This is a genomic window from Paracoccus salipaludis (genome assembly GCF_002287065.1).
In the GTDB taxonomy this organism is placed as follows: Bacteria; Pseudomonadota; Alphaproteobacteria; order Rhodobacterales; family Rhodobacteraceae; genus Paracoccus; species Paracoccus salipaludis.
Genome location: NZ_NSJZ01000003.1, coordinates 86,058 through 100,950 on the forward strand (window position 1 = coordinate 86,058; position 14,893 = coordinate 100,950).

Annotated in this window: 17 protein-coding genes; all 17 read left to right on the forward strand. The window is 66.9% G+C overall.

The annotated features are described in order from the left end of the window. Positions 1–5: 5 nt before the first annotated feature. The 17 genes from CK240_RS05440 to nuoN all read left to right on the forward strand — a co-directional run bounded on the left by CK240_RS05440 (position 6) and on the right by nuoN (position 14,872). Positions 6–497, forward strand: a complete 492-nt coding sequence (locus tag CK240_RS05440) for a hypothetical protein (protein WP_095639328.1) — start codon at positions 6–8, stop codon at positions 495–497. Further along, on the forward strand, positions 494–727 hold the full coding sequence (locus tag CK240_RS05445) for a DUF5337 domain-containing protein (protein WP_095639329.1): 234 nt from the start codon (positions 494–496) through the stop codon (positions 725–727). Before CK240_RS05440 ends, CK240_RS05445 begins: the two co-directional genes overlap by 4 nt. A gap of 13 nt (positions 728–740) precedes the next feature. After that, positions 741–2,036 (forward strand): NADH-quinone oxidoreductase subunit NuoF, encoded by a 1,296-nt coding sequence (nuoF, locus tag CK240_RS05450; RefSeq protein ID WP_095639330.1) that lies wholly within the window; start codon positions 741–743, stop codon positions 2,034–2,036. Between the two features lie 9 nt (positions 2,037–2,045). Beyond that, positions 2,046–2,504, forward strand: a complete 459-nt coding sequence (locus CK240_RS05455) for a TM2 domain-containing protein (protein ID WP_095639331.1) — start codon at positions 2,046–2,048, stop codon at positions 2,502–2,504. Positions 2,505–2,611: 107 nt separating this feature from the next. Further along, the gene (locus tag CK240_RS05460) at positions 2,612–3,028 is read left to right on the forward strand and encodes a DUF5333 domain-containing protein (RefSeq protein WP_240517300.1); all 417 of its coding nucleotides are present in this window, start codon (positions 2,612–2,614) and stop codon (positions 3,026–3,028) included. Continuing rightward, a complete protein-coding gene (locus tag CK240_RS05465) occupies positions 3,025–3,471 on the forward strand; it encodes a hypothetical protein (RefSeq protein ID WP_095639332.1) in 447 nt (148 codons plus the stop codon). The genes CK240_RS05460 and CK240_RS05465 overlap by 4 nt, the downstream gene beginning before the upstream one ends. A 24-nt stretch (positions 3,472–3,495) precedes the next feature. Beyond that, positions 3,496–5,526, forward strand: a complete 2,031-nt coding sequence (nuoG, locus tag CK240_RS05470; protein ID WP_095639333.1) for an NADH-quinone oxidoreductase subunit NuoG — start codon at positions 3,496–3,498, stop codon at positions 5,524–5,526. Positions 5,527–5,530: 4 nt separating this feature from the next. Then, complete coding sequence (locus CK240_RS05475) at positions 5,531–6,313, forward strand: hypothetical protein (RefSeq protein ID WP_095639334.1); 783 nt, start codon at positions 5,531–5,533, stop codon at positions 6,311–6,313. 18 nt (positions 6,314–6,331) lie between these two features. After that, positions 6,332–7,396 carry an NADH-quinone oxidoreductase subunit NuoH gene (gene nuoH, locus CK240_RS05480; RefSeq protein ID WP_095639335.1) on the forward strand — a complete coding sequence of 355 codons (1,065 nt, stop codon included), beginning with the start codon at positions 6,332–6,334 and terminating at the stop codon, positions 7,394–7,396. Positions 7,397–7,399: 3 nt separating this feature from the next. After that, positions 7,400–7,597, forward strand: coding sequence for a hypothetical protein (locus CK240_RS05485; RefSeq protein WP_095639336.1), 198 nt, complete (start codon positions 7,400–7,402; stop codon positions 7,595–7,597). Next, positions 7,597–8,088 (forward strand): NADH-quinone oxidoreductase subunit NuoI, encoded by a 492-nt coding sequence (gene nuoI, locus CK240_RS05490; RefSeq protein ID WP_095639337.1) that lies wholly within the window; start codon positions 7,597–7,599, stop codon positions 8,086–8,088. Before CK240_RS05485 ends, nuoI begins: the two co-directional genes overlap by 1 nt. Beyond that, complete coding sequence (locus tag CK240_RS05495; protein WP_095639338.1) at positions 8,085–8,492, forward strand: carboxymuconolactone decarboxylase family protein; 408 nt, start codon at positions 8,085–8,087, stop codon at positions 8,490–8,492. The genes nuoI and CK240_RS05495 overlap by 4 nt, the downstream gene beginning before the upstream one ends. Further along, positions 8,489–9,094: an NADH-quinone oxidoreductase subunit J gene (locus CK240_RS05500; RefSeq protein WP_095639339.1), complete on the forward strand. Its 606-nt coding sequence runs from the start codon at positions 8,489–8,491 to the stop codon at positions 9,092–9,094. The genes CK240_RS05495 and CK240_RS05500 overlap by 4 nt, the downstream gene beginning before the upstream one ends. Positions 9,095–9,232: 138 nt before the next feature. Then, a complete protein-coding gene (gene nuoK, locus CK240_RS05505; RefSeq protein ID WP_090755614.1) occupies positions 9,233–9,538 on the forward strand; it encodes an NADH-quinone oxidoreductase subunit NuoK in 306 nt (101 codons plus the stop codon). Between the two features lie 7 nt (positions 9,539–9,545). Continuing rightward, a complete protein-coding gene (gene nuoL, locus CK240_RS05510) occupies positions 9,546–11,795 on the forward strand; it encodes an NADH-quinone oxidoreductase subunit L (protein WP_095639340.1) in 2,250 nt (749 codons plus the stop codon). Position 11,796: 1 nt separating this feature from the next. Next, complete coding sequence (locus tag CK240_RS05515; protein WP_095639341.1) at positions 11,797–13,359, forward strand: NADH-quinone oxidoreductase subunit M; 1,563 nt, start codon at positions 11,797–11,799, stop codon at positions 13,357–13,359. Between the two features lie 16 nt (positions 13,360–13,375). Beyond that, positions 13,376–14,872, forward strand: a complete 1,497-nt coding sequence (nuoN, locus tag CK240_RS05520) for an NADH-quinone oxidoreductase subunit NuoN (protein ID WP_095639508.1) — start codon at positions 13,376–13,378, stop codon at positions 14,870–14,872. Positions 14,873–14,893: the final 21 nt, after the last annotated feature.

Consider the following 14,893-nt stretch of genomic DNA (forward strand, 5'->3'; position numbering starts at 1 on the left):
CGCCCATGAGCACCTGCGCACGCCAATGCTGGATCTTTGCCGCCGTGATGGGGCTGGTCGTCTTCGCCCTGACGGCGGGTGTCGGCGGCATCGGGGTGCTGCCGGGGCTGTTCCTTGGCCTCGTGACCGCCGGGCTGCTGGGTGCGCTGCTGGTGATCCTGTTCTGCCAGGGCGCCGAGGATGCCGAGGAATGGCAGAACCCGGTGGAAAGCGCCAAGGACCCTGACGCGCTTCCCCGCCGCTCGATCAGGCGGGACGATGGCGCGATCGCGCATGTTCCGGTCGCGCGCCCCCAGCGCCCACAGGGGATGGAGGGCGCGCCGCAGGGCGCAGCACTCGACCCCCTGCAGGCGGTGACCTTTACGGCGGCCGAGGCTTCCACGGCCGAGACGACGGACGCGGGCCGGATGAAGCGGCGTGGCAAGGGGAAGGCGGCGCTTGCCGAAACGCCCCAGACGGCGCATTCCGGTTCGGTGGGGACCGGTGAATCGTTATGACCGGGCCCCGGCGTTCCCCTGACGACACGGGCCAGATGCGGCTGGTGGGCGGGGTGATCGCCGTGGCCATGCTGGCCTGGCTGGCCGCAAACTGGGCGGGCGGGCATTATGGCTGGCCTGTGGAATACGCCTTTCTCGCCGATCTTGCGGCGATCGGGGCATTGGTCTGGTCGCTGCTGGTGACCTGGCGGATCTGGCGGCGGCGCGACGGCGCGCCGCGCGAACGATAGGACGACACACGCGATGCTGAGCGATCAGGACCGGATCTTCACCAACCTTTACGGGATGGGCGACCGCACGCTGAAGGGCGCGCGGGCGCGCGGCCATTGGGACGGCACCGCCGAGATCATCGCGCGCGGCCGTGACGGGATCATCGACGAGATGAAGAAATCCGGCCTGCGCGGCCGGGGCGGGGCGGGCTTCCCCACGGGCATGAAGTGGTCCTTCATGCCCAAGGAAAGCGACGGCCGCCCGTCCTATCTGGTCATCAACGCCGACGAATCCGAGCCCGCGACCTGCAAGGACCGCGAGATCATGCGCCACGATCCGCACACGCTGATCGAGGGCGCGCTGATCGCCTCGTTCGCGATGGGGGCGCACACGGCCTATATCTACCTGCGCGGCGAATACATCCGCGAGCGCGAGGCACTGCAGGCCGCCATCGACGAATGCTATGACGCGGGGCTTCTGGGCAGGAACGCGGCGAAATCGGGCTGGGACTTCGACCTGTTCCTGCACCACGGCGCGGGCGCCTATATCTGCGGCGAGGAAACGGCGCTGCTGGAAAGCCTCGAGGGCAAGAAGGGGATGCCGCGCATGAAGCCGCCGTTCCCGGCGGGCGCGGGCCTTTACGGCTGCCCGACCACGGTGAACAACGTCGAATCCATCGCCGTCGTCCCCACCATCCTGCGGCGCGGCGCCGAGTGGTTCGCCAGCTTCGGCCGCCCGAACAACGCGGGCGTCAAGCTGTTCGGCCTGACCGGGCACGTCAACACGCCCTGCGTGGTCGAGGAGGCCATGTCGATCCCGATGCGCGAGCTGATCGAAAAGCACGGCGGCGGCATCCGGGGTGGCTGGAAGAACCTCAAGGCGATCATCCCCGGCGGCGCATCCTGCCCCGTGATCCCCGCGCATCTGTGCGAGGACGCGATCATGGACTTCGACGGGATGCGCGAGCTGAAGTCGTCCTTCGGCACGGCCTGCATGATCGTCATGGATCAGTCCGTGGACATCGTGAAGGCGATCTGGCGCCTGTCGGCCTTCTTCAAGCATGAAAGCTGCGGCCAGTGCACGCCCTGCCGCGAGGGCACGGGCTGGATGATGCGCGTCATGGACCGGCTGGTGCGCGGCGAGGCGGAGGTCGAGGAGATCGACATGCTGCTGGACGTCACCAAGCAGGTCGAGGGCCACACGATCTGCGCCCTTGGCGATGCCGCCGCCTGGCCGATCCAGGGCCTGATCCGGCATTACCGCGAGGAAATCGAGGACCGCATCAAGGCCAAGCGCACCGGCCGCATGGGCGCGATGGCGGCGGAGTGAGGCTGAAGCGTGAAGGGTCAGATCCTCCATATCGACGCGCAGTCGGGCGACGGTGTGATCACCGGCGCCGACGGCCGCCGCTATACCTTCGGCGAGGCTGACCTTCTGGGCAGCGGCCAGATCGCCCGCGCGGGCGTGTGGGTCGATTTCCAGACGCGAGGAGACACCGCGGTCGAGGTTTATCCCGACCCCAACAGCCCCCATGCCGCGGCCTATGGCGAGAAGAACAAGTTCGTCGCCGGGCTGCTGGCGCTTTTTCTCGGCTCGTTCGGCGTCCACAAGTTCTACCTCGGCTTCAACAGGGCCGGGCTGATCATGCTGGGCTGCACCCTGCTGGGCTGGGTCGCCTTCTTCCTGCCGACCATGATCGTGGGCGTGATCGCCTTCATCGAGGCGATCATCTACATGACGCGCTCGGACGAGCAGTTCCATGAAACCTACGAGATCCGCCGGAAGGAGTGGTTCTGATGGCCGCCCGGCACGATCCCGCGGATCACGGCGGCCTGACCGGCCCGGGTCGCGCAAATGACGGGGTCCGTTCCTATGTTGCAGGCATCTGCAACAAGGGGATCGCCATGACTTCGGGAAAGATTGTTGCCGCCCTGACCGCCGGGCTGATGACCCTGGGCACGCTGGCCCCCGCCGCCGCGCTGGAGCCGTTGAGCCAGGAACGCTACATCAACGACCGCCTGATCGCCGCGCGCATCGCCGACCGCATCCGCCGCGAATGCCCGACGCTGGATGCGCGCATGCTGTATGCCTATAGCCAGGCCCGCGCGCTCGAGCGCTATGCCCTGGACAAGGGCTACACGCGCCAGCAGGTGAATGCCTTTCTCGACGACAAGGCCGAGCGCAAGCGCATCTATGCCGTGGCCGACGACTACATGGCCCGCAACGGCGTGAAGAAGGGCGACCCGGAAAGCTATTGCCGCCTGGGCCGGCAGGAAATCGCGAACAGGACGGTGACGGGCTCGCTGCTGGTGGCGAAATGAAGCGGGCGGTGCGCTGGATCGGCATCGGCATCACCGTGGCCGCCGCCGCGACGATGCTGCTGGCCGATGTCGCGCTGGCCGCGCCCGTTGGCCGGCAGCCGGGGACGCCCGTGGACATCTATGTCATGCGGTTCGACGTGCTGTCGCCCGGCGGCATCGACTGCGTGGTGGATGCGCCCGGTTCCGACGTCCGCAAGGAACGGGACCTGGTGGGACATCCCCTGATCCGCATCTGGGGCAATCCCCGCGCGGCGACCATCATCTGCACCGACGCGCAGGGTGTGCGCTGGCAGGCGACGGCGCAGCACTCCGCTCCCTACAGGCGGGCAAGCACCATTTATGGCACGGTCCTCTATCGTCCTGACCGTGCGGCGACGATGACCATTGTCGACGCTGCCCAATGGACCGAGTATCAGCACAAGACCTTTGTCCGGCTGGACTGAGGCACAAGCGCAAGGCACAGCAAGATGAGCAATCTTCGCACCATCAAGATTGACGACCAGCTGATCGAGGTCGATCCGAACCTGACGCTGATCCAGGCCTGCGAGCTGGCCGGCATCGAGGTGCCGCGCTTCTGCTATCACGAGCGGCTGTCGATCGCCGGCAACTGCCGCATGTGCCTGGTCGAGGTCGTGGGGGGGCCGCCCAAGCCCGTGGCCTCCTGCGCGATGCAGATCAAGGACCTGCGGCCCGGCCCGGAAGGCGCGCCGTCCGAGGTGCGCACCAACAGCCCCATGGTCCGCAAGGCCCGCGAAGGGGTGATGGAGTTCCTGCTGATCAACCATCCGCTGGACTGCCCGATCTGCGACCAGGGCGGCGAATGCGACCTGCAGGACCAGGCGATGGCCTATGGCGTGGACTTCAGCCGCTACCGCGAGCCGAAGCGCGCGTCTGAGGACCTGGACCTCGGCCCGCTGGTCGAGACGCACATGACGCGCTGCATTTCCTGCACCCGCTGCGTGCGCTTCACGACCGAGGTCGCGGGGATCGAGCAGATGGGCCAGACCGGCCGGGGCGAGGACTCCGAGATCACCTCCTACCTGGGGCTGACGCTCGATTCGAACCTGCAGGGCAACATCATCGACCTGTGCCCCGTGGGCGCGCTGGTCTCGAAGCCCTATGCCTTCACCGCCCGTCCGTGGGAACTGCGCAAGACCGAGTCGATCGACGTCATGGACGCGGTGGGGTCGAACATCCGCATCGACACCCGCGGGCGCGAGGTCATGCGCATCCTGCCGCGCAACCACGACGACGTGAACGAGGAGTGGATCAGCGACAAGACCCGCTTCGTCTGGGACGGGCTGCGCCGCCAGCGGCTGGACAAGCCCTATCTCCGCCAGAACGGCCGCCTGCGCCCGGCCACCTGGTCCGAGGCTCTGGAAGCCGCGGCCTCGGCCATGCGGGGCCGCAAGGTCACCGGCCTTGTCGGCGACCTGGCCCCGGTCGAGGCAGCCTTTTCGCTGAAGCAGCTGGTCGAGGGCTTGGGCGGCAAGGTCGAATGCCGCACGGACGGCGCGCGTCTGCCTGCGGGCAACCGCTCTGCTTACGTCGGCACGGCGTCGATCACGGATATCGACGGCGCCAAGCGCATCCTGCTGATCGGGACCAACCCCCGCATCGAAGCGCCGGTGCTGAACGCCCGCATCCGCAAGGCCTGGCTGCATGGCGCGCAAGTGGCGCTGGTGGGCGAGGCGGCGGACCTGACCTATGACTACCACCATTTCGGCACCGACCGCGACGCCCTGGCGGGCGTGCTGAACGAGGATCTGGCGAACAGGGACGGCACGCCCGGCATCGTCATCGTGGGGCAGGGCGCCCTGCGCGAGGCGGACGGGGCGGCGGTTCTGGCCCACGCCATGCGCATCTGCGAGCAGGGCGACTGCAAGCTGCTGGTCCTGCACACGGCGGCCTCGCGCGTGGGCGCCATGGACGTGGGCGCCGTGACCGAGGGCGGGCTGGCCGCCGCCATCGAGGGCGCCGAGGTGATCTACAGCCTGGGCGCCGACGAGGTGGAGATCACTCCTCGCGACCAGGGCGGGCCCTTCGTGATCTATCAGGGCAGCCACGGCGACCGGGGCGCGCATCGCGCCGACCTGATCCTGCCCGCCGCCTGCTACACCGAGGAAAGCGGCCTTTTCGTGAACACCGAGGGCCGCCCGCAACTGGCGATGCGGGCGAACTTCGCCCCGGGCGAGGCCAAGGAGAACTGGGCGATCCTGCGCGCCCTTTCGGCCGAACTGGGCCGGACGCAGCCGTGGAATGATCTCGCGGGCCTGCGCCGCGCGCTGATCGAGGCGGTCCCGCACCTGGCGCAGATCGACGAGGTGCCGGCGAATGCCTGGCAGCCGGTCGAAGCAGCCGCGCTGGGCCGCGCGACCTTCCGCAACGCGATCCGGGACTTCTACCTGACCAACCCGATCGCGCGCTCTTCGGGGCTGATGGCCGAGCTTTCGGCCATGGCCTCGGCGCGGCGCGCGCCCGCGCTTGCGGCGGAGTGACAGGATGCGCCCCGCGATCACCGCACTGATCGCCGCAACGGCCCTGGCGGGGCTTGCCGCCTGCTCGCCCGAGCCGGAGGGCCTGGGCCTGGCGACCCCGCCGAAGTCCAAGCCCGAGGCGGTGGGCGTCAAGATCGTCGACCGCAGCGCGGCAGGCACCCGGCTCAGCCGCGCGCGGGTCTCGACAAAGTCGGGCGACATCCTGATCCTGGAACCCGACGGCTCCGTGACCGAGGTGTCGCTGGACAGCCCCGCCGGACGCGACGCCTTCGAGGTCACCGAATCCGAGCTTGCCGAACTCGAGGTCAACCTCGGGCTGGACCTGTCGGCGGCGGATATCGCCAATTTCGACATCGTCTCGCCCGAGCCGCGCCGCCTGCCCACCGCCCAGCAGAAGGCGCTGGAGGAGTTCGCGGCCCGCACCCAGCCCGCGTTTCCCGCGCTTCCCGCGGGTTTCGTGGCCGATCCCGAGGACTTCATCGCCGCGCGGGTCGATCCCGTGGCCGGCGACCGCAAGGGCGAGCTGGTCGAGGTGACCGCGAACCTGCGCGCGGGGGTGGACGCCGAACTCGCCTTCGCCTATGCCACCTGCGCGCTGGCGGGCTGGGCCAAGAACCAGGGCAAGGACTTCGGCCGGCACATCCGCACCGTGCAAGACAAGAAGCGGGGCAAGCTGATGGTCGGCTCGGTCTTCACGCTGTCCGACTCGAAGCCGATGGGGCTGAGGGTCATGGAAACCGATGACACCTTGCGAAGCTGCAAGGACCGCGGCATTCCGGCCGCATGACAAGGGGGAAACGAACACATGGCTGAATTCTGGGCGTCCCCCCTTGGCTATACGGTGATCCTGCTGGCGCAGGGGCTGGCGCTGATCGCCTTCGTGATGTTGTCGCTGATCTGGCTGGTCTATGGCGACCGCAAGATCTGGGCGGCCGTCCAGATGCGGCGCGGGCCCAACGTGGTCGGTCCCTGGGGCCTGCTGCAGACCTTCGCGGACGCGATCAAGTACGTGCTCAAGGAAATCGTCGTGCCCTCGGGGGCCGACAAGTTCGTCTTCTTCCTGGCGCCCTTCCTCAGCATGATGCTGGCGCTGTTCGCCTGGGTGGCCATTCCCTTCGCGCCGGGCTGGGTGATGGCGAACCTCAACGTGGGCGTGCTGTTCATCTTCGCCGTGTCCTCGCTCGAGGTTTACGGCGTGATCATGGGCGGCTGGGCCTCGAACTCGAAATATCCGTTCCTTGCCTCGCTGCGTTCGGCCGCGCAGATGATCTCCTACGAGGTGTCGCTGGGCCTCATCATCATCGGCGTGATCATCTCGGCCGGGACGATGAACCTGTCGGGCATCGTCGAAAGCCAGCGTGGCGCCTATGGCCTGTTCAACTGGTACTGGCTGCCCCACCTGCCGATGCTGGTGCTGTTCTTCGTCAGCGCCCTGGCCGAAACGAACCGCCCGCCCTTCGATCTGGCCGAGGCGGAATCGGAACTGGTCGCCGGGCACATGACCGAATATTCCTCGACGCCCTACCTGCTGTTCATGGGCGGCGAATACATCGCCATCTGGCTGATGTGCGCGCTGATCTCGATCCTCTTCTTCGGCGGCTGGCTGTCGCCCATCCCGGGCATCCCCGACGGGGCGCTGTGGATGTTCCTGAAGATGGTCTTCTGGTTCTTCATGTTCGCCATGGTGAAGGCCATCGTGCCGCGCTATCGCTATGACCAGCTGATGCGGGTCGGCTGGAAGGTGTTCCTGCCGCTGTCGCTGGCCTGGGTCGTGCTAATCGCCTTCCTGGCCCGTTACCAGGTGCTTGGCGGTGCCTGGGCGCGCTGGGATCACCTGGTTCCCATCGGCCAAACCGTTGTCGGAGGATAAGCCTTGATCACGAATGAAATCGCGGTCGCCCTGCGCGACGCCACCGAGAACGACAAGGCCGAATTCGCCCAGTTCCTGCTGGATGCGCTGGCCCCTCACGGGATCACGCCGGACGGTTCGGTCAAGCGCATCCTGGTCGGTGCGATGGATCGCTATGCCGCGCCCGAGGGCGGCGTGGATGCTGTCGGAGAGACATTGTAATGGCGATCGATATCGTCCGCGCCACGAAGTATTTCCTGATGTGGGACTTCATCAAGGGCTTTGCCCTCGGGATGAAGTACTTCGTCGCGCCGAAGCCCACCCTCAACTACCCGCATGAAAAGGGCCCGCTGTCGCCGCGCTTCCGGGGCGAGCACGCGCTGCGCCGCTATCCCAGCGGCGAGGAACGCTGCATCGCCTGCAAGCTGTGCGAGGCGATCTGCCCGGCGCAGGCGATCACCATCGACGCCGAGCCGCGCGAGGACGGCTCGCGCCGCACCACGCGTTATGACATCGACATGACCAAGTGCATCTACTGCGGCTTCTGCCAGGAAGCCTGCCCGGTGGATGCCATCGTGGAAACGCCGAGCTTCGAGTTCTCGGTCGAGACCCGCGAGGAACTGCTTTACGACAAGGCCAAGCTGCTGGAGAACGGCGAGCGCTGGGAGGCCGAGATCGCCCGCAACCTCCAGCTGGACGCGCCCTACCGATGAGCGACGGGTTCACCAAGCTGTTCCAGCAGATGCTCCAGTCGGGGCAGGAGATGGCGCGCGCCTTCAATCCGGCGCTGGAAAAGTTCGATCCCCGGGCGCTGGAAAAGATGTTCCCCACCATGTCCGCAGACATGATGGAGATGTGGTTCGGCCGCACCTTCAACCGCGAAGGGCTGGACGCCAAGACCCGCCTGCTGCTGACCATCGGCGCGCTGACCGTCCAGGGCGCCATCGCCGAGCCGCAGCTGCGCCTGGCCGTCCGCCACGCGCGCGCCGCCGGCGCCACCCAGCGCGAGATCGCCGAAACGATCTGGCAGATGAGCATGTTCGGCGGCCTGCCCGCCATGCAGAAGGCGCTGGAATTGGCGCAGTCGGTCTTTGCCGAGGAGGAAGACGAGAAATGATGACCTTCGCCTTCTACCTGTTCGCGCTGAGCGTCGTGGTCTCGGGCTTCATGGTCGTGATCTCGCGCAACCCCGTCCATTCGGTGCTGTGGCTGATCCTGGCCTTCATCTCGGCCGCGGGACTGTTCGTCCTGCAAGGCGCCGAGTTCGTCGCCATGCTGCTGGTGATCGTCTATGTCGGCGCCGTGGCCGTGCTGTTCCTGTTCGTGGTCATGATGCTCGACATCGACTTCGCCGCGCTCAAGGGGGAACTCGCGCGCTATCTTCCGCTGGGGCTGTTGATCGCGCTGGTGATGATGGCGCAGCTGGGCATCGCCTTCGGAATCTGGGAATCCGCCGCGACGGCCGAGGCTGCCCGCGTCGCGCCCATCGTGGAAAACACGCTGAACACCCATGCGCTGGGGCTGATCCTTTACGACCGCTACCTGCTGCCCTTCCAGCTGGCCGGGCTGATCCTGCTGGTCGCCATGATCGGCGCGATCCTTCTGACCCTGCGCCACCGCCGCGACATCAAGCGCCAGGACGTGCTGCAGCAGATGTGGCGCGATCCGGCCAAGGCCATGCGGATGACGAACCCCAAGCCGGGGCAGGGGCTGCAGTAAGGCACGGGGCCGGTGCAGGGGCGCCGGCCATTCCACACGCGCGGGCGCTGTTCACTCGCGCGCGCGTGATCTAAACAGCAGCGCGAGAGAGTCGCGCGCAAGAAGACCGGACCCACGAACCGGAAGGGACGAAGGCAGATGATCGGACTGACACATTACCTGGTCGTGGGGGCGATCCTGTTCGTCACCGGCGTGTTCGGCATCTTCGTGAACCGCAAGAACGTCATCGTCATCCTGATGTCGATCGAGCTGATCCTGTTGTCGGCCAACATCAACTTCGTCGCCTTCTCGGCGCATCTGGGCGATCTCGCGGGGCAGGTCTTCACCATGTTCGTGCTGACGGTCGCCGCGGCCGAGGCGGCGATCGGCCTGGCCATCCTCGTGGTGTTCTTCCGCAACCGCGGCACCATCGAGGTCGAAGACGCCAACGTGATGAAGGGCTGAGGCGACAATGGAACAGTTCATCCTTCTTGCCCCCCTGGTTGCCGCGATCGTCGCGGGTTTCGGCTGGCGGGTGATTTCCGAACGCGGCGCGCAGATCCTGACCACGGGCGTCCTGTTCATCTGCGCCGCGCTCAGCTGGACGCTGTTCTTCGGCTTCGACGGGCAGCCCTACAAGGTCCACCTGATGGACTGGATCACGGCGGGCGACTTTGCCGCCGAATGGGCGATCCGCATCGACCGGCTGACGCTGATCATGCTGATCGTGGTGACGACCGTTTCTGCGCTCGTGCACCTGTATTCGATGGGCTACATGGCCCATGACGACAACTGGACCGAGGACGAGCCCTACAAGGCGCGCTTCTTCGCCTATCTGTCCTTCTTCACCTTCACCATGCTAGCGCTGGTGACGGCCGACAACCTGCTGCAGATGTTCTTCGGGTGGGAGGGTGTGGGCCTCGCCTCGTACCTGCTGATCGGCTTCTACTACAAGAAACCGAGCGCCTTGGACGCGCAGATGAAGGCCTTCATCGTCAACCGCGTGGGCGACTTCGGCTTCCTGCTGGGGATCTTCGGGCTCTGGTGGCTGACCGGCTCGATCCGCTTCGACGAGATCTTCGCACAGGTTCCGACCCTCGCCACGACCGAGGTGCCGTTCCTCTGGACCTCGTGGAACGCCGCGAACCTGCTAGGCGTGCTGCTGTTCATCGGTGCGATGGGCAAGTCCGCGCAGCTCGGCCTGCACACCTGGCTGCCCGACGCGATGGAGGGTCCGACGCCGGTGTCCGCCCTGATCCATGCCGCGACCATGGTGACGGCGGGCGTGTTCCTCGTCTGCCGGATGTCGCCGCTGTATGAGTTCGCGCCCGAGGCCAAGCAGTTCATCGTGCTGATCGGCTCGGCCACCGCCTTCTTTGCGGCGACCGTGGGCCTGGTGCAGAACGACATCAAGCGCGTGATCGCCTATTCGACCTGTTCGCAGCTGGGCTACATGTTCGTGGCGGCGGGCGTCGGCGTCTATTCGGTGGCGATGTTCCACCTGTTCACGCATGCCTTCTTCAAGGCCATGCTGTTCCTCGGCGCGGGCTCGGTCATCCACGCGATGCACCATGAGCAGGATCTGCGGAACTACGGCGGGCTGCGGAAGAAGATCCCCTACACCTTCTACGCCATGCTGGTCGGCACCCTGGCCATCACCGGCGTCGGCATCCCGCTGACCACCATCGGCTTCGCGGGCTTCCTGTCCAAGGACGCCGTGATCGAAAGCGCCTATGCCTCGGGCAACGCTTATGCCTTCTGGCTGCTGGTCATCGCCGCCTGCTTCACCAGCTTCTATTCCTGGCGGCTGATGTTCCTGACCTTCTGGGGCGAGCCGCGCCCGCAGAAGGTCTGGGATCCCGCCATCAAGGAAGAGGAAGAGATCCAGACCGCCGCCGCCGCCGAGCCGGTCGCGCATGGCCACGGCGACCATGACCACCACGGCCACGGCCATCACGGCCATGATCACCACGACGGCTTGCACGCCTACGAGCACGCGCATGAAAGCCCGTCCGTGATGCTGGTGCCCCTGGGGGTGCTGGGCCTCGGCGCGATCTTCGCGGGCATGATCTGGTATGCGCCCTTCTTCGGCGACCACGACCGCGTCAGCCAGTTCTTCCACATGCCCCATGTGGCCGCCGCGGCGGACCACGGCACGGAACCGGCCGACCACGCCACCGCGCCCGCCGAGACGGCCGAGCCCGCCGATCACGCCCCGGCACCCGCCGCCGCAGAGGGCGAGGGCGAGGCCCATGCCGCCGTCGCCGCCCCGGTCGGAGGCGCGATCTACATGCACCCCGACAACCACGTGATGGACGAGGCGCACCACTCGCCCGCCTGGGTGAAGGTCTCGCCCTTCATCGCCATGCTGATCGGCCTCGGCCTTGCCTGGGCGATGTACATCCGCAACCCGGCCGCGCCCGCCCGTCTGGCCGAGACGCAGCGCCCGCTGTACCGCTTCCTGCTGAACAAGTGGTATTTCGACGAGCTGTATGACGCGGTCTTCGTGCGTCCCGCCCGCTGGATCGGCCGCGCGCTGTGGCAGGGGGGCGACCGCCGCACCATCGACGGCGCGATCAACGGCTTGGCGATGGGCCTGATCCCGCGCATGACCCGCTTCGCCGGCCGCGTGCAGTCGGGCTACCTTTTCCACTACGCCTTCGGGATGGTGCTGGGCCTCGTCGCCCTGCTGATCTGGGTGATGGCGCGGAGCATGAGCTGAGATGACGACCTATCCGCTTCTTTCGATCATCACCTTCCTGCCGATCGTCGCGGCGCTGATCCTCGCGCTGTTCCTGCGTGGCGAGGACGAGGGCGCGGCCCGCAACGCCAAGTGGCTGGCGGTGGTGGCAACTGTGGCCACCTTCGCGGTCTCCTGCGTGGTGCTGGCGGGCTTCGACCCGCAGAACACGGCCTTCCAGTTCGTGGAAGACCAGCCCTGGATCATGGGCCTGCGCTACAAGCTGGGCGTGGACGGCATCTCGATCCTTTTCGTGATGCTGACGACCTTCCTGATGCCGCTGGTGATCCTCTCCACCTGGGAGATGACCGACCGCGCCAAGGACTACATGATCGCCTTCCTGGTGCTGGAAGGGCTGATGATCGGCGTCTTCGTCGCGCTGGACCTGGTGCTGTTCTACCTGTTCTTCGAGGCAGGGCTGATCCCCATGTTCCTGATCATCGGGATCTGGGGCGGCAAGGACCGCATCTACGCGGCCTTCAAGTTCTTCCTTTATACCTTCCTCGGGTCGGTCTTCATGCTGATCGCGATGATCGTGATGTACCGCATGGCGGGCACCACCGACATCCCGACGCTGCTGGGCTTCGACTTCCCGAGCGATCCGTTCACCATCTTCGGGTGGAGCCTGGCGGGCGGCACGCAGATGCTGCTGTTCCTCGCCTTCTTCGCCAGCTTCGCGGTCAAGATGCCGATGTGGCCGGTCCACACCTGGCTGCCCGATGCGCACGTGCAGGCGCCGACCGCGGCCTCGGTGCTGCTGGCGGCGGTGCTGCTGAAGATGGGGGGCTACGGCTTCCTGCGCTTCTCGCTGCCGATGTTCCCCGAAGCCTCGGCCATCGCGCAGGGCCCGATCTTCTGGCTGTCGGCCATCGCCATCGTCTACACCAGCCTTGTCGCGCTGGCGCAGTCCGACATGAAGAAGCTGATCGCCTATTCCTCGGTCGCGCACATGGGCTTCGTGACGCTTGGCACCTTCGCGGCCAGCGAGCAGGGCGTGCAGGGCGCGATCTTCCAGATGCTGTCGCACGGCTTCATCTCGGGCGCGCTGTTCCTTCTGGTCGGCGTGATCTACGACCGGATGCACACGCGCGAGATCGACGCCTATGGCGGCCTCGTGAACCGGATGCCGATCTACGCCCTGATCTTCCTGTTCTTCACCATGGCGAACGTGGGCCTGCCCGGCACCTCGGGCTTCGTGGGCGAGTTCCTGACGCTCATGGCCGCCTTCCGCGTCAACACCTGGGTGGCCTTTGTCGCGACCTCGGGCGTGATCCTTTCGGCCGCCTATGCGCTGTGGCTGTACCGCCGCGTCACGCTGGGGCAGCTGGTCCGCGCCGGCTTGCGGTCCATCACCGAGATGACCCCGCGCGAGCGCTGGATCTTCGTGCCTCTGATCGCCATGACGATCCTCTTGGGCGTCTATCCGCGGGCCGTCACCGACATCACCGGGCCCTCGGTTGCCGCCCTTCTGAACGACTATCACGCCAGCCTGCCTGCCGCTGACGCCGCGACCCAGGTCGCTGCCGCGCCCGCAGACGGCCACTAAGGGGCATTCCGTCATGATGACGTCTCTGGACCTTTACACCCTCATGCCCGAGGTGGCGCTGTCGATCTTTGCGCTGGTCGCGCTGATGTTCGGCGCCTTCTTCGGCAAGGACCGGGTGGCCGGCCCCGTGCTGTGGCTGTCGGTGATCGCCCTGCTGGCTGCGGCCGTCGCCATCGGCTGGGGCGTGCGCGCGGATTCGCAGGCCTTCTTCGGCATGTTCATCGACGATGCCTTCGCCCGCTTCGCCAAGGTGACGATCCTGCTGTCCGCCGCCGCCGTCCTCGCCATGAGCGCGGCCTACCTGACCCGTCACGGACTGATGCGCTTCGAGCTGCCGGTGCTGGTGGTGCTGGCGGTGATCGGCATGATGGTCATGGTCTCGGCCGGCGACCTGCTGACGCTCTACATGGGGCTCGAGCTGCAATCGATGGCGCTTTACGTGGTCGCGGCCATGCGGCGCGAAAGCGCGCGCTCGTCCGAGGCGGGGCTGAAGTACTTCGTGCTCGGCTCGCTCAGCTCGGGGATGCTGCTTTACGGCGCCTCGCTGGTCTATGGCTATGCCGGGACGACCAACCTCGCGGCGGTGATGCAGGCGATCACGACCGACCGGCTGTCGGTCGGCCTGCTCTTCGGCCTCGTGTTCCTGCTGGTGGGTCTGGCCTTCAAGGTCTCGGCGGTGCCCTTCCACATGTGGACGCCCGACGTTTACGAGGGTTCACCCACCCCGGTGACGGCCTTCTTCGCCACCGCCCCCAAGGTGGCCGCCATGGCGATGATCGCCCGGCTGATGTGGGGCGCCTTCGGCGGCGTGCCGGGCGAGTGGACGCAGGTGATCGCGGTGATGGCGGTGCTGTCGATGTTCCTGGGCTCGATCGCCGGGATCGGGCAGCGCGACATCAAGCGCCTGATGGCCTATTCCTCGATCGCCCATGTCGGCTTCGCCCTGATCGGGCTTGCGGCGGGCACCGTCTTCGGCGTCCAGTCCACGCTGATCTACATGGCCGTCTATGCGGTCATGAACGTCGGCACCTTTGCCTTCATCCTGTCGATGGAACGCAACGGCCGTCCGGTCACCGCCATCGACGACCTGAACCTGCTGGCGCGGGCCGAGCCGCTGAAGGCGCTGGCCATGACCGTGCTGCTGTTCAGCCTGACGGGCGTGCCGCCGATGCTGGGCTTCTTCGCCAAGTTCGGCGTCCTGAAGGCCGCCGTGGACGTGCAGATGGGCTGGCTGTCCGTGCTGGGCGTGATCGCCTCGGTGATCGGCGCCTATTATTACCTGCGGATCGTCTACTACATGTACTTCGGCACTCAGCGCGACACCCCGGTCGAAAGCCGGATGGGCGGCGCGCAGTGGCTTGCGCTGATGGGCTCGGCCGCCGCGATGATCATCGGGGCCTTCACCCTGTTCGGCACCGAGGCCGCGGCCGAGCGCGCGGCGCTGTCGCTGGTCGGCGAGAACTCCGTCGTCATCCCGGACCCGGTCGCCGTCGCGACTGCACCCGTTGACTGAGTCCAGCCTGCCGCCGTCGGC

Excerpts from the sequence above, each read along its gene's own strand:
- nuoK (WP_090755614.1), top strand. The coding sequence starts at position 9,233 with ATGATCGGACTGACACATTACCTGGTCGTGGGGGCGATCCTGTTCGTC.
- nuoF (WP_095639330.1), top strand. The coding sequence starts at position 741 with ATGCTGAGCGATCAGGACCGGATCTTCACCAACCTTTACGGGATGGGC.
- CK240_RS05460 (WP_240517300.1), top strand. The coding sequence starts at position 2,612 with ATGACTTCGGGAAAGATTGTTGCCGCCCTGACCGCCGGGCTGATGACC.
- CK240_RS05495 (WP_095639338.1), top strand. The coding sequence starts at position 8,085 with ATGAGCGACGGGTTCACCAAGCTGTTCCAGCAGATGCTCCAGTCGGGG.
- nuoG (WP_095639333.1), top strand. The coding sequence starts at position 3,496 with ATGAGCAATCTTCGCACCATCAAGATTGACGACCAGCTGATCGAGGTC.
- nuoL (WP_095639340.1), top strand. The coding sequence starts at position 9,546 with ATGGAACAGTTCATCCTTCTTGCCCCCCTGGTTGCCGCGATCGTCGCG.
- nuoI (WP_095639337.1), top strand. The coding sequence starts at position 7,597 with ATGGCGATCGATATCGTCCGCGCCACGAAGTATTTCCTGATGTGGGAC.
- CK240_RS05515 (WP_095639341.1), top strand. The coding sequence starts at position 11,797 with ATGACGACCTATCCGCTTCTTTCGATCATCACCTTCCTGCCGATCGTC.
- nuoN (WP_095639508.1), top strand. The coding sequence starts at position 13,376 with ATGACGTCTCTGGACCTTTACACCCTCATGCCCGAGGTGGCGCTGTCG.
- CK240_RS05500 (WP_095639339.1), top strand. The coding sequence starts at position 8,489 with ATGATGACCTTCGCCTTCTACCTGTTCGCGCTGAGCGTCGTGGTCTCG.
- CK240_RS05465 (WP_095639332.1), top strand. The coding sequence starts at position 3,025 with ATGAAGCGGGCGGTGCGCTGGATCGGCATCGGCATCACCGTGGCCGCC.
- CK240_RS05440 (WP_095639328.1), top strand. The coding sequence starts at position 6 with ATGAGCACCTGCGCACGCCAATGCTGGATCTTTGCCGCCGTGATGGGG.
- CK240_RS05475 (WP_095639334.1), top strand. The coding sequence starts at position 5,531 with ATGCGCCCCGCGATCACCGCACTGATCGCCGCAACGGCCCTGGCGGGG.
- CK240_RS05445 (WP_095639329.1), top strand. The coding sequence starts at position 494 with ATGACCGGGCCCCGGCGTTCCCCTGACGACACGGGCCAGATGCGGCTG.
- nuoH (WP_095639335.1), top strand. The coding sequence starts at position 6,332 with ATGGCTGAATTCTGGGCGTCCCCCCTTGGCTATACGGTGATCCTGCTG.